The following is a 16719-nucleotide window of genomic DNA, read 5'->3' on the forward strand; positions in this document are numbered from 1 at the left end:
ATGACAGAGCGATCCTCCTCATCGGTTTCGCGCGATCCGATCGCGCTCATCGGCATGTCCGGGCGGTTTCCCGGCGCGGCCGACACCGATGCGCTGTTCGCCCTGCTCGAGCGCGGAGACTGTACGATCACCCCCATCGCGCCCGACCGCTGGCCGATGGGGGGATACCTCTCGGCCGATCGGGCCGAGCCCGGGCGCTCCGTCGCGGGCGAACTGGGTCAGATCGACGGGATCCGGCGGTTCGACCATCGGTTCTTCGGCATTTCGGCCAAGGACGCCGCGCGCATGGACCCGCAGCAGCGGCTGCTGCTGGAGGAAGTCTGGCATTGCCTCGAGGACGCGGGCGTTCCGGCCGCAACCCTGGCCAAGGCCCGCACCGGTGTCTTTGTCGGCTTCATGACAACGGACTTCCAGCAGCTTCTGGCGGGCGGAAACGCGCCGACAGGCGCCACGGATGCGCTGGGCAGCTACACCGCCCTGCTCGCCAACCGGATCTCGCATGCGCTGGATCTGACGGGTCCGAGCCTGTCGATCGACGCGGCCTGCGCCTCCTCGCTTGTGGCGCTGGATCAGGCGCGCCAGGCACTGACAGGCGGCGCTTGCGACTATGCGCTGGTGGCCGGCGTCAACCTGACGCTCAGCCCGTGGAAAATGACCAGCTTCTCTCAGGCCGGCATGCTGAGCCCGCGCGGCCGCTCGCGCACCTTCGACGCCGCCGCCGACGGCTATGTGCCCGGTGACGGCGTCGTCTCCGTGCTGCTGAGGCGCAATGCGGACGCCGTGCGCGATGCGGACCGGGTGCACGCGCTGATCCTCGGCGGTGCCAGCAGTCACAGCGGCCGCACGGCATCGATCACCCACCCTTCCGCCGCCGCGCAGCAAAGCCTGATTGAACAGGCCCTTTCGGACGCCGGCGTCGATCCGCTGAGTATCGGCTATATCGAGACCCATGGCACCGGCACCTCGCTGGGCGATCCCATCGAGGTCACGGCGCTTCGCAAGGCCTACCGCACGAAGGACCGCGCGAAGCCGCTCGCCATCGGCGCGCTGAAATCCAACATCGGCCATCTGGAGGGCGCAGCGGGGCTTGCCGGCGTCGTCAAGGCCGCGCTGATGCTGAGCCGCAAGCGTTTTTTACCCGGCGCGGGACCCGAGACGCTCAATCCGCTGATCGGCATGGAGGGCGGCGACGTCGCCCCGGTCACCGATGCCACCGAGTGGCCGTCGTCCGAGGCGCATCCGCGCCGCGCTGCCGTCTCCGCCTTCGGTTTCGGCGGCGCCAACGCGCATGTGATCCTGCAAGAGGCGCCCGCCGCAAGCCAACGCGGCCAGACCGCGCCCACCAACGCGCCGATACCCATACTGCTCTCCGCCGCCTCGCCCGAGGCGCTGCGGGAGGTCGCCGCGCGACTGCGCGCCGCAGGACATCCGCTGGACGATCTCGCGGGCACGCTCGCCACGGCCCGCACACCGCTCGCGGTCCGCCGCGCGGCCCTGATCCACGATGAGGCAGGACTCCGGGCGTTCCTCGAGGCCGACGATACGCCGTCGGAGGCGCAATCCTCCGGCTGGACGCTGGGCATCGGCGCGCCGCTCTCCTGGATCGATACCAAACCGCAAGCCGCTGGACGCTTTGCCCATTTGCTCCCAGAGCACCGCTGGTTGCGCCGCAGGCCCGATGCGGCCGAAGCCCTGATGCAAGCGCTTGGCGTCCTGAATGCAGCGCCCAGCGCCGTCTGCTGCTGGGGCGACGGGGTGGATGTCGGCCTGGCGCTGGCGCGCGCGCATGACCTGCCGCTCATCGATCCAGAAACCGGCGAACGGTTTCCCCTACGCAAGCCCGACAACCCGTGGCTGACCACGCAGGCGGAAGCCCTGAAAAAGACAGCCGATGCGGGATCCGCCGCGCTGGACACGGTCACCGATCTTCTGGCGCATCAGCCCACCGTCCAGCGTCTTGCGGCGTCCTGGGATGCGGCGCTGCAGGCGCACGGTCCGAGCGCCGCGGCGCTTATCGGAGCGCCTCAGGACCTGCCGGGCTATCGCGCGCTGGCGGCGCTCATTGCCGCCGACGTGCTGCGGCGTGTCGCGCTGAAATGGGACCTTCCGGCAAGCCCCGTCGAGCAATCGCCGGAGCTCGCCGCTCTCTCCGCGCTGACCGCCTCCGATGCGCTGCCCTTTGCCGATGCCGTCGCCCTGCTGCTCAAGGGTCGCGCCGACGCCAGCCGCATCATCGTGCCGACGGAAACTCTCGCCGGAGCGGACACCTGGCCCGAGACGACAATCGCCCAGGAACGCATCGACGCCTGGCGCCGGATCGAGACGCCCAAGGCCGATGTCGTGCGCATGGCGCGGATCGGGCCGGATCAGCTCGCCGAACTGGCCGTGGATCTGTGGCGGCGCGGCGTGCCTGTCGACTGGACCCAAGTGTATCCCAAGGGCAGCTTCAACCGTCTGGGCCTGCCCGCCTATCCGTTCCAGGGCCGGGAGTTTGCCGCGACATACGCGGATTTCCATCCGGAGCCCAGGGCGGGTGCGGCAGCGAGGAATACACCCGAGAGCCCCCGGCCCTCTACGCACCGGTCTGGTGCGAGCCGGACGCCTGCCCAAACGGCGCCACGCCCGATCTTATGGTGCAAGCGGGTGACCCAAAGCTATCGGATAGGCTCGACGCAACCGACGGCCCGCTGACGCTGGCGCTGCGCGCGAGCGATTTCCCGGCGCTGCACGAGAGCCTTCGGGTTCTCGCGCGCAGAGCCGATTGCGCGCGCATGACGCTGCTGCTTCCGCTTGCGGACGCGTCTCCCGAGCTTGCCGGACTCGTCTCCGGCGCGGCCGCCGCCCTGACCCGGGAAACGGCGCTGGACACCGTCGCCGTCATCGAGGGAGAGGCGGCCATCGTTGGCGACTGGAGCGCGCCCGATGGCCGCTTTGCCCATTGGCGGGTCGCCGATGGCACGCGGAGGCTGCGGGCATTGCAATCGGTTACCGCCTTGCCCGCCGCAAGCGCCGACACGCCCGGCGATCTGGTGGCGGTCGTGGCCGGGGGCATGGGAGCGCTCGGGCGCGCCAGCATCGCCGCCCTGGCCGGCGCAGGATGGCGGCGGTTTGCGCTGCTGGGCCGCAGCGAGACGCCGGACTTTCCGCCCAACGAAGCCATGTCGGCGGAAATCATCCGCTACTTCGCCTGCGATGTCGGCTCCGAAACCGAAGTGCATACGGCGCTGGAGACGATCCGCTCCGAAATCGGCCCCATCGGCGCGGTCATCCAGGCCGCCGGCGTTCTCGACGACCGGCTGCTGGGCACCCAGGACGACGCGTCGGTCGCAGCCGTTCTGAGGCCAAAACTCGCGGGCACAAAAGCGCTGGACAATCTCACCCGGGACGATCCGCTGCGGCTGTTCCTGCTGCACGGCTCCATCGTCGGGCTGTTGGGCAATGCCGGCCAGACCGCCTACGCCGCGGCCAACGCCGCGGCCCAGGCATTGATGGAGGAACGCGGGCGCGAAAACGCGCCAGGCGCGAGCCTCACGCTGTGCTGGTCCTTCGTCGAGGGCGGCGGCATGGGCGACGCAAGCACCGCGAGCGCTTTCCGCAAGGCCGGCTGGCCACCGGTCACGCTCGGCCAGGCGCGCAGCGTTCTGGACCAGGCCGTGAGTCTGACAACGAGCGGCACATGGGCCGTCTTCGGGGCGCCCATGGCGGCCGCGGCGGCGCAAACACCAGAAATCACGCTTACTGAAACCACCCTTGCAGCCATCGAGCGTCAAGACGCCGTGCCGCTGGAGGATATCCGCGCGCTGATCCGCGCCCGAGCCGCGGGATTCCTGGGCGAGGACGCGGATGCGATCTCGGAAACAGCCAGCTTCTTCGATCTCGGCCTGGGTTCCATGCAATTGCAGGAGCTTGCCGGAGAGCTTGAAAGCCGTTTTGAAGGCGTCTCGCCAACGGTTCTGTTTCAATACACTTCCGTTGACGCGCTATGCGCCCATCTGGCGACGCTGACCCCGCGCGCCGCCGCCGAGGCTGTGCCGGAGACCCGCGCCGCCATCGCGGCCGGCGCGGCCGCCCCCGCGTATCGGAGCCTGCCAACACCGCCGAACGCTCCGGCGCCATCGCCATCATCGGGTTGAGCGGACGGTTCCCCAAGGCGCCCGATGTCGCCGCCTTCTGGGAGAATCTGGCGAATGCCCGCGATTGCATCGCGCCGGTGGATCCCGAGCGCTGGGCGCGGGCGCTCGGACGCGGGCCGGACGGTCCGCGCGCCAAGACCCGATGGGGCGGCTGGCTGGACCGTGTCGATCACTTCGATCCGCTGTTCTTCAACATCTCTGTCCGCGAAGCGGAACGGATGGACCCGCAGCAACGGCTGGCGCTCGAAGTGGTCTGGTCAACGCTGGAAAACGCCGGATACGGCCAGCGGCAAGCGCATGCCGGCAGGTCTATCGGCGTCTATCTGGGCTCGATGTGGGGCGAATACTCGCTCTACGCCGCCGAACAGGGCTATCTGGCCGGCGACTGGGGCGGTCCCGGCAGCCTCGCATGGGCGATCCCCAACCGGGTGTCCTACGCCATGGGCTTCACCGGCCCGAGCATCGCCGTGGACACGGCCTGCTCCTCGTCGCTGAGCGCGCTGCATCTGGCCGCGCAAGGGCTGCGCGACGGCGATTGCGAGATGGCGGTGGTCGGCGGCGTGAACCTGTCGTTGCATCCCGCGAAATACGACTATCTCAGCGAAGGCCGCTTCCTGTCCTCGGACGGCCGCTGCCGCAGTTTCGGCGAGGGCGGCGACGGCTATGTGCCCGGCGAAGGCGTCGCGGCCGTCTTGTTGAAGCCGCTGGAAGCCGCGCTTGCCGATGGCGACCGGATCGATGGAGTGCTGCTGGGCACTGCGATCAACCACGGCGGCGCGGCGGCGGGTTTCACCGCGCCGAACCCGCGCGCGCAGCAGGCGCTGATCACCGAGGCGCTGTCGCGCGCCGGTCTTCGCGCCGACGATCTCGATTATGTCGAGTGCCACGGCACCGGCACGGCGCTGGGCGATCCGATCGAGATCGAGGCGTTGGGCGCGGCGCTGAGCGAGCGCGCCCAGCCGCTGGCCATCGGCTCGGTCAAATCCAACGTCGGTCACCTGGAAGCGGCGGCCGGCATGGCGGGGCTGGCGAAACTGATCCTGTCGCTGCGGCACGAGACGCTGCCGGCCAGCCTGCATGGCTCACCGAGCAATCCGGCCATCGCTTTCGACAAGACGCCCTTCGAGCTGGTCGAGACCGCGAGGCCCTGGCCACGCACGGAAAACCGCCCACGCATCGCCGCGCTGAGCTCCTTCGGCGCGGGCGGCAGCAACGCCCATGTGGTCATAACGGGTCCGGAATTCGCGGGAACTCCGGAATCCACGACCGCCTCGGACGCGCCGCAGGCGCTGTGCCTTTCCGCCCGTTCGAAGGTCTCGCTGGCGACCCTGTGCGCCGCCATGGCGGACGCGCTCGACCGGCAAGCGTGGCCTCTGGAGCACGTCGCGGCGACCCTGCGCCGCCGGGCCTCGTTCGGGGACCGGGCGGCCATCGTGGCGGACACGCCGGAGGGTGCCGCACGCATACTGCGCGAGACCGCCGAAGCGCTCCGCGCCGACCGCGCGCTGCAAGCCCCCGAGGAAACAGGCGACGCGGGCGCCATCGCCCGAGCCTGGCTTGCTGGAGAAGACCTCCCGCCGCCGCCAATCTGCCCGCCATGCGATTTGCCCGGCACGCCGTTCGAGGATGAGCCGTTGTGGTTGCCAACCATCGCCAGCCCCTCGGATGAGACCCGGACAACGTCGCAATTTCTTGCCAATTCGCGTGAAATCATCATTGCCGCCGATGAGCCCCGGCTTGCCGATCACACCATCGGCGGCGCGCCGCTGCTGGCCGCCGCCGTCGGGCTGGAGATGCTGCGCGAATTCTCCGGCGCGCAGGCGTTCACGGATCTGACGTGGCTGCGCCCGGTCACGGCCCCGCAACGCTGCACCTGAAACGCGACGGCGACGGCCTGACCTTGTCCGACGCCGCCGGAATCGCCGTGCGCGGCCGCGTCGTGCGCCCCGAAACGCCGATGGCGCTCGCGCCCGTCGAGGGCGGCACAGACATCGACATCGACGCGGCTTATGAAAACTTCCGCGCGGCGGGCATGGACTACGGCCCGCATTTCCGGGTGTTGCGCAGCCTGACTATCACGGACTCCGGCTTCACCGCGACGCTCGAAGCGCCAACCGACGGAACGCTGACCCCGGCGCTGGTCGACGGCGCGCTGCAGGCAGCGCTCGGCTGGATGCAGCAGCGCCACGGGGTTGCCTCCGCCGTGCCCATGTCCATCGGCCGCATCGACTGGACCGGCGCTCTCCCCGCCAAGGTCACGGTCAGCGCAAGCATCACCGGAGCCGCGCAGCACGCCACCGCCGATATCGATCTCTCAGGGCCGGACGGCACGACCGTCCTGAGCCTGCGCGACGTGCGGCTCGCCGCCGTGGACGTCTTCGCACTTGTCGGCCGTCCGCAGACGCTCAGCTATTCGACGCTCGCCTTGCGCGAGAACGCCGGTGTCGCCTGCAACGCCCGGCCCTTGCGCCTCGTTCCCCTTCCCGGCGCGGACGAGTTGGCCAAGGCCGTCTCAAGTCACTTGCCGGATGCGGCGCTCTCGGACACTGGCATCCTGGTGCTGGTCCTGCCCGAGACCGACACGGACGCCCTGCCGCTTGCGGTCGTCGAACGGCTGCGCGACGCGCTCGACGACACAGCTTCAGAACCGCCCGCGATTTGGATCCTGCACGCGACAGATGCGCCCGGCGCGCGCTATCGCGCGGGTGGCTTCTCGGGCCTGCTGCGCTCGTGGGCGCGCGAGCTGGGTCCGTGCGATGTGCGTAGCCTCGAAGTCATTGGCGAGGCGACTGAGATCGCGGCGGCGCTGGAGGCGGAACGCGCGCTCGAAACACCGGCTGATCCGGAAATCCGCTGGCGGGACGGCACGCGGTTCCAGCGCGCGGAAACCGCGGTGTCGCCCATTTCCGCGCCGACGGCCCCCTATTCCGACGGCTGGGTGATCACCGGCGGGCTCGGCGGACTCGGCCTGCTGCTGGCCGATCATCTGGTGTCCCGAGGCGTCGCATCCCTCGCGCTCATCGGACGGACGGCGGATACGCCCTCCGATGCGCAAGCGGCCGCCGTTGAGGCGTTGCGCCAGCGTGGCGCGACCGTGCTGTGCCTGGCCGCCGACTGCGCTGACCAGGCGGGTCTGACCGCCGCCGTCGATGCGGCGCGCAAGGCCTTCGGCACGATCACCGGCGTGGTGCATGCGGCGGGCGTCACCCGCGACGGCCTGATGGCGGGGAAGTCCAGCGCCGACATCGAGGCCGTGCTGCGGCCGAAGATTCTTGGCGCCGAGATCCTGGATGCGGCGACCGCCGCCGATCCGCTTGAGCATTTCGTGCTGTTTTCCTCCATTACCGGCAGCCGCGGCACGCTGGGCCAGACAGACTACGGCTATGCCAACCGGGTGCTGGATCTGTTCGCCGAGCACCGCGAGACCTTGCGCGCGCGCGGCGAGCGCACCGGGGTCAGCACCGCCATCGCCTGGCCACTGTGGGATGGCGTCGGCATGCAGGTGGACGCGCGCACCGCCGCGCGGCTGCGCGAGACCCTGCGCACAGAAGCCATGCCGCGCGCGCTGGGTCTGAGAGCCTTCGACGCGGCGCTGCGCATCGGCGGGCAGGTTCTGCCACTAATCCCGATTGCCGAAGCCAGCCCCGCCGTGGCGTCGGCACCACGCGCGGCGGCCTCCTCGGGTAACGACTCTGAAGACCTGCTGGCGCATCTGCGCTCTGTGCTGTCCAGCGAGACCAAGATTGCTCCCGAACGACTCTCGGCCGACGCGGCGTTTGACGCCTATGGAGTCGATTCCGTGATGGGCATCGCCCTGGTGGAGGCGCTGGAACGCGATTTCGGACCGCTGCCAAAGGTGCTGTTGTTCGAACATACGACACTCAACGCCCTGCGCGATCATCTGCTGGCGAGCAAGCCTGCGGAAGTCACGGCGCTGTTCTCCGGCGTAGCGCGCGAAGATACCGCCTCAGCCGCCCCGGTCGTCCGCGCGGTCGCGGCCCGTGCGCCATCACCCTCCGTCTCGGCCGAGGCGCTGCTGGGCGACACGCCCATCGCCATCATCGGCTTCGCGGGGCGGTTTCCCGGCGCCACCGATCTGGAAACCTTCGCCGCCAATCTGGAAGCTGGGCATGACGCCATCGGCCCGATCCCGAAGAGCCGCTGGGACGTGGATGCGCAATCCGGCACGGCGGATGGCAAGGGCCGCTTTGGCGGGTTCCTCGACGATGTCGCAAGCTTCGATCCGCTGATCTTCGGCATCGCGCCCAAGGACGCGCGACTGATGGACCCGCAGGCGCGGATTTTCCTAGAGGAATGCCTATTCGCGTTGGACGACGCGGGCTATTCGGGCGCGGTGCGCGGCTCGTCCACGGGCGTCTTCGCCGCCGCCATGTGGGCCAGTACGAAATGCTTGCCGCGGGCGTCACCGAGGGCGCAGTGCCGTCGTCGTCCTTTGCCGAGATCGCCAACCGCGTCTCGCACGCCTTCGGGCTGACCGGTCCGAGCCTGGCGGTGGACACCATGTGTTCCTCGGCGCTGACGGCGCTGCATCTGGCCTGCGACGCGCTCAGACGCGGCGATTGCACCCTGGCGCTGGCCGGTGGGGTCAACCTGTCGCTGCGGCCGGAAAAATACCGCCAACTGATCGAAGGCAGCTTTCTCTCATCCGACGGCCGCTGCCGCAGCTATGGCGAGGGCGGCGACGGCTATGTGCCCGGCGAGGGCTGCGGCGTGGTCGTGCTGAAGCCGCTGGATGCGGCGCTGGCCGATGGCGATCCGATCCGCGCCGTAATCCGCGCGACCGCCATCAACCACGGCGGCCGGGCGCGCGGCTTCACCGTCCCCAATCCCGACGCCCAGGCGGCGGTGATCGCCCAGGCGCTGGAGCGCGCCGGCCTCGCCCCGCGCGACATCGATATGATCGAGGGTCACGGCACCGGCACGAGCCTGGGCGATCCCATCGAAATCACGGCGCTGGCCCGGGTGTTCACGAGCGATCAGGCCCCCAAAAGCGGCTGGCCCATCGGTTCGGTGAAATCGCAGATCGGCCATCTGGAGGCGGCCGCCGGCATGGCCGGGCTGGCCAAGCTGGTGCTGCAACTGGAGCACCAAAGGCTCTATCCGTCGCTGCATGCCGAAACGCTGAACGGCAATGTGGACTGGGCGTCGGTGCCCTTTGCCGTGCAGCGGACGGCGGACGCATGGGCCGCACCCGACGGCCGGCCGCGCCGCGCGGTGCTCTCGTCCTTCGGCGCGGGCGGCAGCAATGCCCATCTGGTGATCGAGGAAGCGCCCGCGCCGGCCTTCCAAGACAAGCAGGCCAGTGGCCCTGTCCTGATCCCGCTGTCGGCGCGCACGCCTGAAGCGCTTCAGGATCAATGCGCCGCGCTGCTGCGCTGGCTCGACGCCGCCAGGGAAACCGCCTCGCCGAACATTCTGCCATTGCTGGCGCGGGTGCTCGCGGTCGACGCGCGGGATCTGAGCGAGACCGACGCGCTGGAGGATCTCGGCGTCGACGCCCATGCGCTCGACCGTTTCGCGAGCGCCGTGGCGGGTGGGACCGGCGTCACCCTCACCCCGTCGGCGCTCGCCTCGGCCCGCACCGTCGGCGATCTGGCGGCGCTCGCGGGAACGGGCGCCGCGGTCCCGCTCATGGCGCTTGCGCGCACGCTGGCGCTGGGTCGCCTGGAACAATCCGAGCGGCTGGCGATCGTCGCGCGTTCTGATGCCGAGCTGCGTGCCGCATTGCGGGCCATGATCGACGGCACATCCCTGCCAGATGGCGCACACAGGAACCGCGCGTCGGAAGGCACTGACGCCGAGGCCGCGACGCGGGAGGCCGGAGCCGCACTGAAGAACCGTGATCTCGCTGCTCTGGCCGTCGCCTGGGCGCAGGGCGCGACGGTGGACTGGCCCACGCTGCTGGGTTCCGGAGCGCGCCTGCACCTGCCGCCAACGGTCCTGCAGCGCCGCGCCTATTGGTACACGCGCCCCGAAGGCGCCACCGCCATGACCCCCGCGCCGGCGATCGCGGCGCAGCCCGCACCAGCCATCGCGGACACCTCCGCCAAGGAGGCGGCGCTGCTCGAGACCTGGCGGTCGCGCGCGGCCGACTATGCGGGCGACGCCGTGCTTCTTGACGTTAGCAGCGGCATCGCGGTGATCACGCTGAACCAGCCCGAAAGCCACAACATGCTCGACGACGAGCTGGCGCTGGGCCTGACCCGCGCGCTCGATGCGGTGGCAGCGGATGAGACCGCCCGGGTCGTGGTGCTGCGCTCCTCGGCCTCCGTCTTCAGCCTGGGCGGCACGCCGCAGCAGCTTCTCGGCATCGCGGACGGCACCAAGAGTTTTACCGACACGCCGGTGTTCTATCGCGGGCTGCTCGACTGCCCGCTGCCGGTGATCTCCGCCATGGCCGGACGCGCGCATGGCGGCGGCATGCTGCTCGGGCTCTATGCCGACATGCCGGTGCTGGGATGCGAGGCTCCTTACGCTGCGGTCTTCACCGACTACGGCTTTTCGCCCGGCATGGGCGCGACGCTGATCCTGCCGCACCGGCTGGGTCCGGCACTGAGCCACGAAATGATGTATTCCGCCAGCCCGATGACCGGGGCGGCGCTGGCCGCGCGCGGCGTCGATCTGGCCGTGCACCCGCAGGCGGACGTCGAGCGCGCGGCGATGCGGCTGGCGGCGTCACTCGCAACCAAGCCTCGCGAAACCTTGATGGCGATGAAGCGGACTTTCGCGGCGCCGCTCCTCGCGGCGCTGCCCTTGGCGGTGGCGCGCGAGGAAGCCATGCACGCGCGCACCTTCGCGCTGCCGCAAGTCCGCAACGGACTGGCGCGCCGCTTCGGCGCACCCGCGCCGAGTATCGTCCCTCCACCCGCACCAACGCGCCCGGTGACGCCCGCCGCGGTCGGCCCGATCCGTTTGCGTCCGGTGGAGGCCCCCGGCGAAACGGACGACGCGCTCGCAACAATCCGTGAGATGCTCGCGACGCTGTTGATGATGGAGAGTGCCGACGTGGCCCCCGACCGGGCGCTCACCGATCAGGGGCTGGATTCCATCGGCGCGGTGGAACTGACCCGCCAGATCAACGCCGAATTCGGCACCACCTACGCGGTCACCGACCTCTACGATCATCCGACGCCGCTGGCGCTGGCGCGGCTCGTCGGGACCAACGGCGGCCCGGTCGCCAAGCTGCGGATACCCGCACGCGCTGACGGCCCGATCGTGCTGCGCCTGGTCGCGGGTTTCGCGGGCAATGGTTCCATCACCGCGAACCCTCAGCCTGCTGCGGCTCAGACGTCTTCCGATCCGGCACCGGTGGCCTTGGTCTCGCAGAGTGCGATCTCCGCCATCGCGGAGCTGGCCGCCGACGCGCTACAGATGCAGCCCGGAGAACTCGATCACCACCGCTCGCTGGCCGACCAGGGGCTCGACTCCATCGGTCTGATCGAACTCGCCCGCGCGCTATCAAAGATGTTTAACAAACAGATAGAAGCATCTGATCTTTATGATTATCCGAGCGTTTCAGAACTTGCCCGGCATCTCGACGGGACCGCCGGTTCCTCAGCACCTGTAGCCGTCCTGCCGGCGCGCGTGCCCGAGCCCGTCATCGCCTCCCTGCCCGCCGCACGGGAGCCGCTTGAGGATCCGGTGGCGATCATCGGGCTCGCGGGCCGCTTTCCCGCCGCTGCAGACGCGGAGACCTTCTGGCAGAACCTGCTCGCCGGCGTCGACGCGGTCACCGAGATTCCGGCCGGCCGCTGGGCCGTGCCCTATGATCCCGATCCGCAGGCCGAAGGCGCATCGGTGTCGCGCTGGGGCGGGTTCATCGACGACGTCGCGGCGTTCGACGCCGCCTTCTTCGCCATCTCGCCGATGGAGGCCGAACAGATCGACCCGCAGCAGCGGCTGGCGCTGGAATGCGGCTGGCACGCGCTGGAGGATGCGGCAATCGCACCGTCGGCCATGTCGGGCAAGACCTGCGGCATCTTCATGGGCGCGTCGGTCGGCGACTACGAGGCGCTGCTGGAACAGGCAGGCCACGACCGCTCGGCCGAGGCCTTCACGGGCCTGTCGCCGTCGATCCTCACCGCGCGGCTGGCCTATCTACTCAATCTTACGGGCCCCGCGGTGGCGCTGGAGACGGCCTGCTCTTCCTCGCTGGTGGCGTTGCACATGGCGCGGCGCGCGATCCTGGACGGGGATTGCGACATGGCGCTCGCGGGCGGCGTCAACCTGATGACCACCCCGCGCCTCACGGTGCGCTCCTCGCAGGCCGGCATGCTCAGCCCCACCGGCCGCTGCCGCCCGTTCTCGGATGCTGCCGACGGCATCGCCCTGTCGGAAGGCGTCGGCATGCTGGTGCTCAAGCGGCTGTCGACGGCCCGCCGTGACGGCGATCCCGTCCGCGCCATCCTGCGCGGCACCGGCGTCAACCAGGACGGGCGCACCAACGGCATGACCGCGCCGAGCGCGAAGTCGCAGGCGGCGCTGATCAGCAAGATCCAGCGCGACAGCCACACCGATCCCGAGACCATCGGTTACCTCGAGACGCACGGAACCGGAACCGATCTGGGAGACCCGATTGAATTCAAGGCCTTGCGAGACGTTTTTCATGATGTGAAAGAAGGCGCCTGCCTGCTTGGCTCGGCCAAGGCGTCCATCGGCCATGCCACGGTGGCGGCCGGCGTCGCGGGCACAATCGCCGCGATCCGCGCGCTGGAGACCGGCGACGCCCCGCCGCTGGTTCATTTCGAGAAAGCCAACCCGCGCGTCGATCTTGCAAACAGTCCCTTCAAGGTCGCGGCCACGCGGCAGCGCTGGGGCGATGACGGCATCCGCCGCGCGGCCGTAAGCTCCTTCGGTTTTTCGGGCACCAACGCCCATGCGATCCTCGAGCAGGCGGAAACGACGCCGCGCGATTTCGCTCCCGACGGGGTTATGACGCTGGTTGTCTCCGCCAAGACAGCCGAGGCGCTCTCCCGCAACGCCACGCGCCTCGCCGACTGGATGGAGCGCCACGACGCGCCGCTCGCCGACATCGCGCTGACGCTGCTTGAGGGGCGCGACCGGATGAACTGCCGGATGGCCGTGACCGGCAGCCGTGACGTGATCATCGAGGGCTTGCGCAACCCGCAGGCTCCGAAGCCCACAGATGCCGCTGACCGCGCTTTGGCCGAAAAGCTGATCGCCGGGGAGACAGACACGCCGGATGCCTGGCGCGCCTGGGGCAGCGCCTGGGCCTCGGAAGAAGCTGAACGCCTTGATCTCGCGGCGCCCCTACACCGCCTCGGCGCCCGCCGCTGCGCGCTGCCCGGCTACGCCTTCGCCAGGACCCGCTTCTGGGTGCCGGATGCGCGCTCCGCTGCCGCGCCGATGTCCCATGTGACGGAGCCGCATGAGGTGACGCTCGATCCGGACGCGCCCGTGCTGGCGGATCACCTGGTGCGCGGCAGGCCGGTGCTGCCGGGCACGGCGCTGCTGTCGCTCGCCTTCCAGGCTGCCGGCGACCATACCCTCGAAGCCCGAGATGTCGTCTGGACCGGCGCCTATGACGACACATCTTCGCCCTTGAGCGTAACGTGCGGGGCCGATGGCGCCTTCACCGTGTCCTCCGGTGGCGCGCAGACTGCTGAGACCCATTGCACCGGCACGCTGGTGCCCAAAACTCCCGCGCGCGTTCCGGCCGATGTCGAGGCCATCGCCGCGCGTTGCGAGACTGACCTCGATGTCGACGCCTTCTACAAGGCCTTCGCGGAGCACGGTCTCGAGCACAGGGGCGGATTCCGCCGCATCGGTTCGATCCGTCTTGGCTCCCGCGAGGCGCTGGTGACACTCGCTCCCGGCCCCACCTCGAGCTTCGGCGCGCCGGACCCCTTCATTCTCGACGCCGCGCTGCATGGCGTGGCCGCACTCGCCGACGACGGGCTCTATCTGCCGGTGCGGCTTGCCCGCTTCGCGGCGCACGCGCCGCTGGACACGGTCCGGCGCGTGCATCTCACGGAGTTGGGCGGCGATGGCGCTGAGCGCCGCTTCGACGCGCTGCTGCTCGACGATAATGGCCGCGTGGTGGCGGAAGCCGAGGGCTTCACCGTTCGGCGGGTCGACGAGACGGCAAAAGCGGCGACGTCGAAGACGCTGCTGCTGCGGCCGGTCTGGCGGGCCTGCGATCTCGCGCCGGCCGGCCCCGCGCCGCTGGTGCTGCGCCAGGACGGCGGCATGACCTGGGACGAGGCGGGCGACTGGTCCGCCGTCGATGCGCACGAAGGCCGCCCGATCCTCGCCCTGCCCGACTGCACCGATCCGGCGGTGCTCTACGCCAGCCTGCGCGATCTGGCGCTGGCCCTCAGCGCCACGGGAAAACCGGCAAGACTCACGCTGGCGACGACCGCGCCCGAGGCCGCCCAGGCGATGGCCGGTTTCGCGCGCTCCTTCGCACAGGAGCAAACCCGTATCAGCCTCCGCGCCGTGCTGGTCGATAACGCAACGCCACCCCAGGCCTTGCTCGATCTGGGACGCACTGTTCTCGACGAGCCGCTGCTGCGGCTGGATCCGGCAGGCGTCTGCACCGTCGAGCGCCACGAGGCGCTGGAGGCGGATGCGACACCGAAGCTCTCAGGCGCATGGCTGATTTCCGGTGGTGGCGGCGGGCTCGGCAAGGCGATCGCGGATCGTCTGGAAACACTCGGCGCAACGCCGATCCGCTTCGGCCGCACGCCATCCGAAGGCGTCCGCGCCGCCGATGTGACTGACGCAAAAGCCATCAAGGCGCTCGCCGACGACGTTCGTCGTGCGCATGGACCGATCAATGGCATCGTGCATCTGGCCGGCACGCTGCGCGACGCGCGGCTGGCGGACAAGAAAAGCTCGGACTGGACCGCCGTGCTGGCGCCGAAGATCGGCGGGCTCGAAGCACTGCTCGACGCGCTGCGCGACGAGCCTCTGGAAAGCGTCGTGTGTTTCTCGTCGCTTGCCGCCGTCCAGGGACAGGCGGGCCAGACCGACTATGCCTTCGCCAACGGCTGGCTCAATGGTCTGTCGGCCGGCGACGCGCGCCTGAAGATCGTCGCATGGCCGTGGTGGGTGGACGGCGGCATGCAGTTGCCGGTGGAGGAGCGCGAGGCGGCCTTCCGCAGAAGCGGCATCGCTCCCTTGATGCTTGAGGACGGCCTTGCCGCCTTCGAGCATGCGCTGGCCGCGCCCGAGCTCCGGCTTGTGGTCGCCGGCGGCGATGCGGCGCGGATCACGGCGTGGTTCGACAAGCCCGTCGAGCGTGCAGCGGCGCAGACCGATGCTGCAGGCGACGCCACCGGAGCCCTGGACGAGGCGCAGGCGCTGCTGAGCAAGATCCTCGTGACCATGCTGAAGCTCGATCCGGAAACCGTGCGCGGCGACCGGCGGTTCGGCGAATACGGGCTTGAATCAATCACCCTGACCCGCTTCGCCAACCGCATCAGCCGCCGGCTGGAGATCGACCTGGCGCCCGCCGTGCTGTTCGAGGAAGACACGCTCGAACGGCTCGCCAGCCGTCTCGTGCGCATCGAGGCGCGAGACCGCTTCGCGAAATCCGCGCCCGCCAGACAATCGATTCCGGCCGCCGCGATCTCGGATGCGACCATCGCCGCTCCCACGTCGCCCGCCATCGAAGCCAGGCCAGTCCAAGACGCACCGACGCAACCGGACGCGCCCATCGCCATCATCGGCATGGCGGGCACCCTGCCCGGCGGCGCGGATCTCGACGGCTTCTGGGAAATGCTGGAAGGCCGGCGCAGCGCGGTCACGGAAATCCCCGCCGAGCGCTGGGACTGGCGCGCGGCGGCGGCCGGGCTCGAGGCACAGGGGCTCGACGGCAACCGGCTGCGCTGGGGCGCCTTCATCGACGGCATCGACCAGTTCGACCCGGCCTTCTTCGGCATCTCGCCGCGCGAGGCGGAACTGATGGACCCGCAGCAGCGGCTGTTTCTGGAAACCGTGTGGCACGCCATCGAGAACGCCGGGCTGGATCCGGCGGCGCTTGCGGGTTCCGACACCGGCCTCTTCGCCGGCGTGTCGACGGCGGACTATCTCGATCTGATGCTGCGCAACGGCACCGACATCGAGGCGCATGCCGCAACCGGCATGTCCCACTGCGTGCTGCCCAATCGGGTGTCGTACCTTCTCGACCTGCACGGCCCGTCGGAAGCCATCGACACGGCGTGTTCCTCGTCGCTGGTGGCGCTGGCGCGCGGCGTCGAGGCCATCCGCCGCGGCGACTGCAAGATGGCGATCGCCGGCGGGGTCAACGCGCTGCTGGCGCCGACGCTGTATCAGGCCTTCGGCCGCGCCGGCATGCTCAGCCCGTCGGGCGCCTGCCGCAGCTTCGATGACGGGGCCGACGGCTACGTGCGCGGCGAAGGCGTCGGCGCGGTGCTGCTCAAGCGGCTGGATCAGGCGCTGGCCGACGGCGATCCTGTCCACGGCGTCATCCGCGCGGTCTGCGTGCGCCACGGCGGCCGCGCCAGCTCGCTCACCGCCCCGATCCCAATTCCCAGGCCGCTCTGATCTCGGAGACGCTCGCCAAGGCCGGGGCCACCGC

At 70.0% G+C, this 16719-nt stretch carries 6 protein-coding genes (1 of these 6 only partly in view); all 6 read left to right on the forward strand.

What is annotated here, in order from left to right; all coding sequences use genetic code 11:
* Tightly spaced (each overlapping or abutting the next), the 6 genes in view from D1F64_RS12975 to D1F64_RS13005 form a layout consistent with a single transcriptional unit that may run on beyond the window.
* Positions 1-2691: a beta-ketoacyl synthase N-terminal-like domain-containing protein gene (locus D1F64_RS12975; protein ID WP_117412788.1), complete on the forward strand. Its 2691-nt coding sequence runs from the start codon at positions 1-3 to the stop codon at positions 2689-2691.
* Positions 2631-4133: a beta-ketoacyl reductase gene (locus tag D1F64_RS23405; RefSeq protein ID WP_162901531.1), complete on the forward strand. Its 1503-nt coding sequence runs from the start codon at positions 2631-2633 to the stop codon at positions 4131-4133. The genes D1F64_RS12975 and D1F64_RS23405 overlap by 61 nt, the downstream gene beginning before the upstream one ends.
* Positions 4130-6010: a polyketide synthase gene (locus D1F64_RS12990; protein WP_162901532.1), complete on the forward strand. Its 1881-nt coding sequence runs from the start codon at positions 4130-4132 to the stop codon at positions 6008-6010. The genes D1F64_RS23405 and D1F64_RS12990 overlap by 4 nt, the downstream gene beginning before the upstream one ends.
* Positions 5971-8628, forward strand: coding sequence for an SDR family NAD(P)-dependent oxidoreductase (locus D1F64_RS12995; protein ID WP_117412791.1), 2658 nt, complete (start codon positions 5971-5973; stop codon positions 8626-8628). Before D1F64_RS12990 ends, D1F64_RS12995 begins: the two co-directional genes overlap by 40 nt.
* On the forward strand, positions 8541-16685 hold the full coding sequence (locus tag D1F64_RS13000) for an SDR family NAD(P)-dependent oxidoreductase (protein WP_162901533.1): 8145 nt from the start codon (positions 8541-8543) through the stop codon (positions 16683-16685). Before D1F64_RS12995 ends, D1F64_RS13000 begins: the two co-directional genes overlap by 88 nt.
* Positions 16685-16719: the 5' portion of an SDR family NAD(P)-dependent oxidoreductase gene (locus tag D1F64_RS13005; RefSeq protein WP_248304776.1), read on the forward strand. Its footprint extends 3367 nt past the window's final position; 35 of the gene's 3402 nt are visible here — the first part of the coding sequence; its start codon is at positions 16685-16687; its stop codon lies off the right edge, out of view. The genes D1F64_RS13000 and D1F64_RS13005 overlap by 1 nt, the downstream gene beginning before the upstream one ends.

Source organism: Breoghania sp. L-A4 (genome assembly GCF_003432385.1).
In the GTDB taxonomy this organism is placed as follows: domain Bacteria; phylum Pseudomonadota; class Alphaproteobacteria; order Rhizobiales; family Stappiaceae; genus Breoghania.

Coding starts and splice junctions, on each gene's coding strand:
- D1F64_RS12975 (WP_117412788.1), top strand. CDS start 1: ATGACAGAGCGATCCTCCTCATCGGTTTCGCGCGATCCGATCGCGCTC.
- D1F64_RS23405 (WP_162901531.1), top strand. CDS start 2,631: ATGGTGCAAGCGGGTGACCCAAAGCTATCGGATAGGCTCGACGCAACC.
- D1F64_RS13000 (WP_162901533.1), top strand. CDS start 8,541: ATGCTTGCCGCGGGCGTCACCGAGGGCGCAGTGCCGTCGTCGTCCTTT.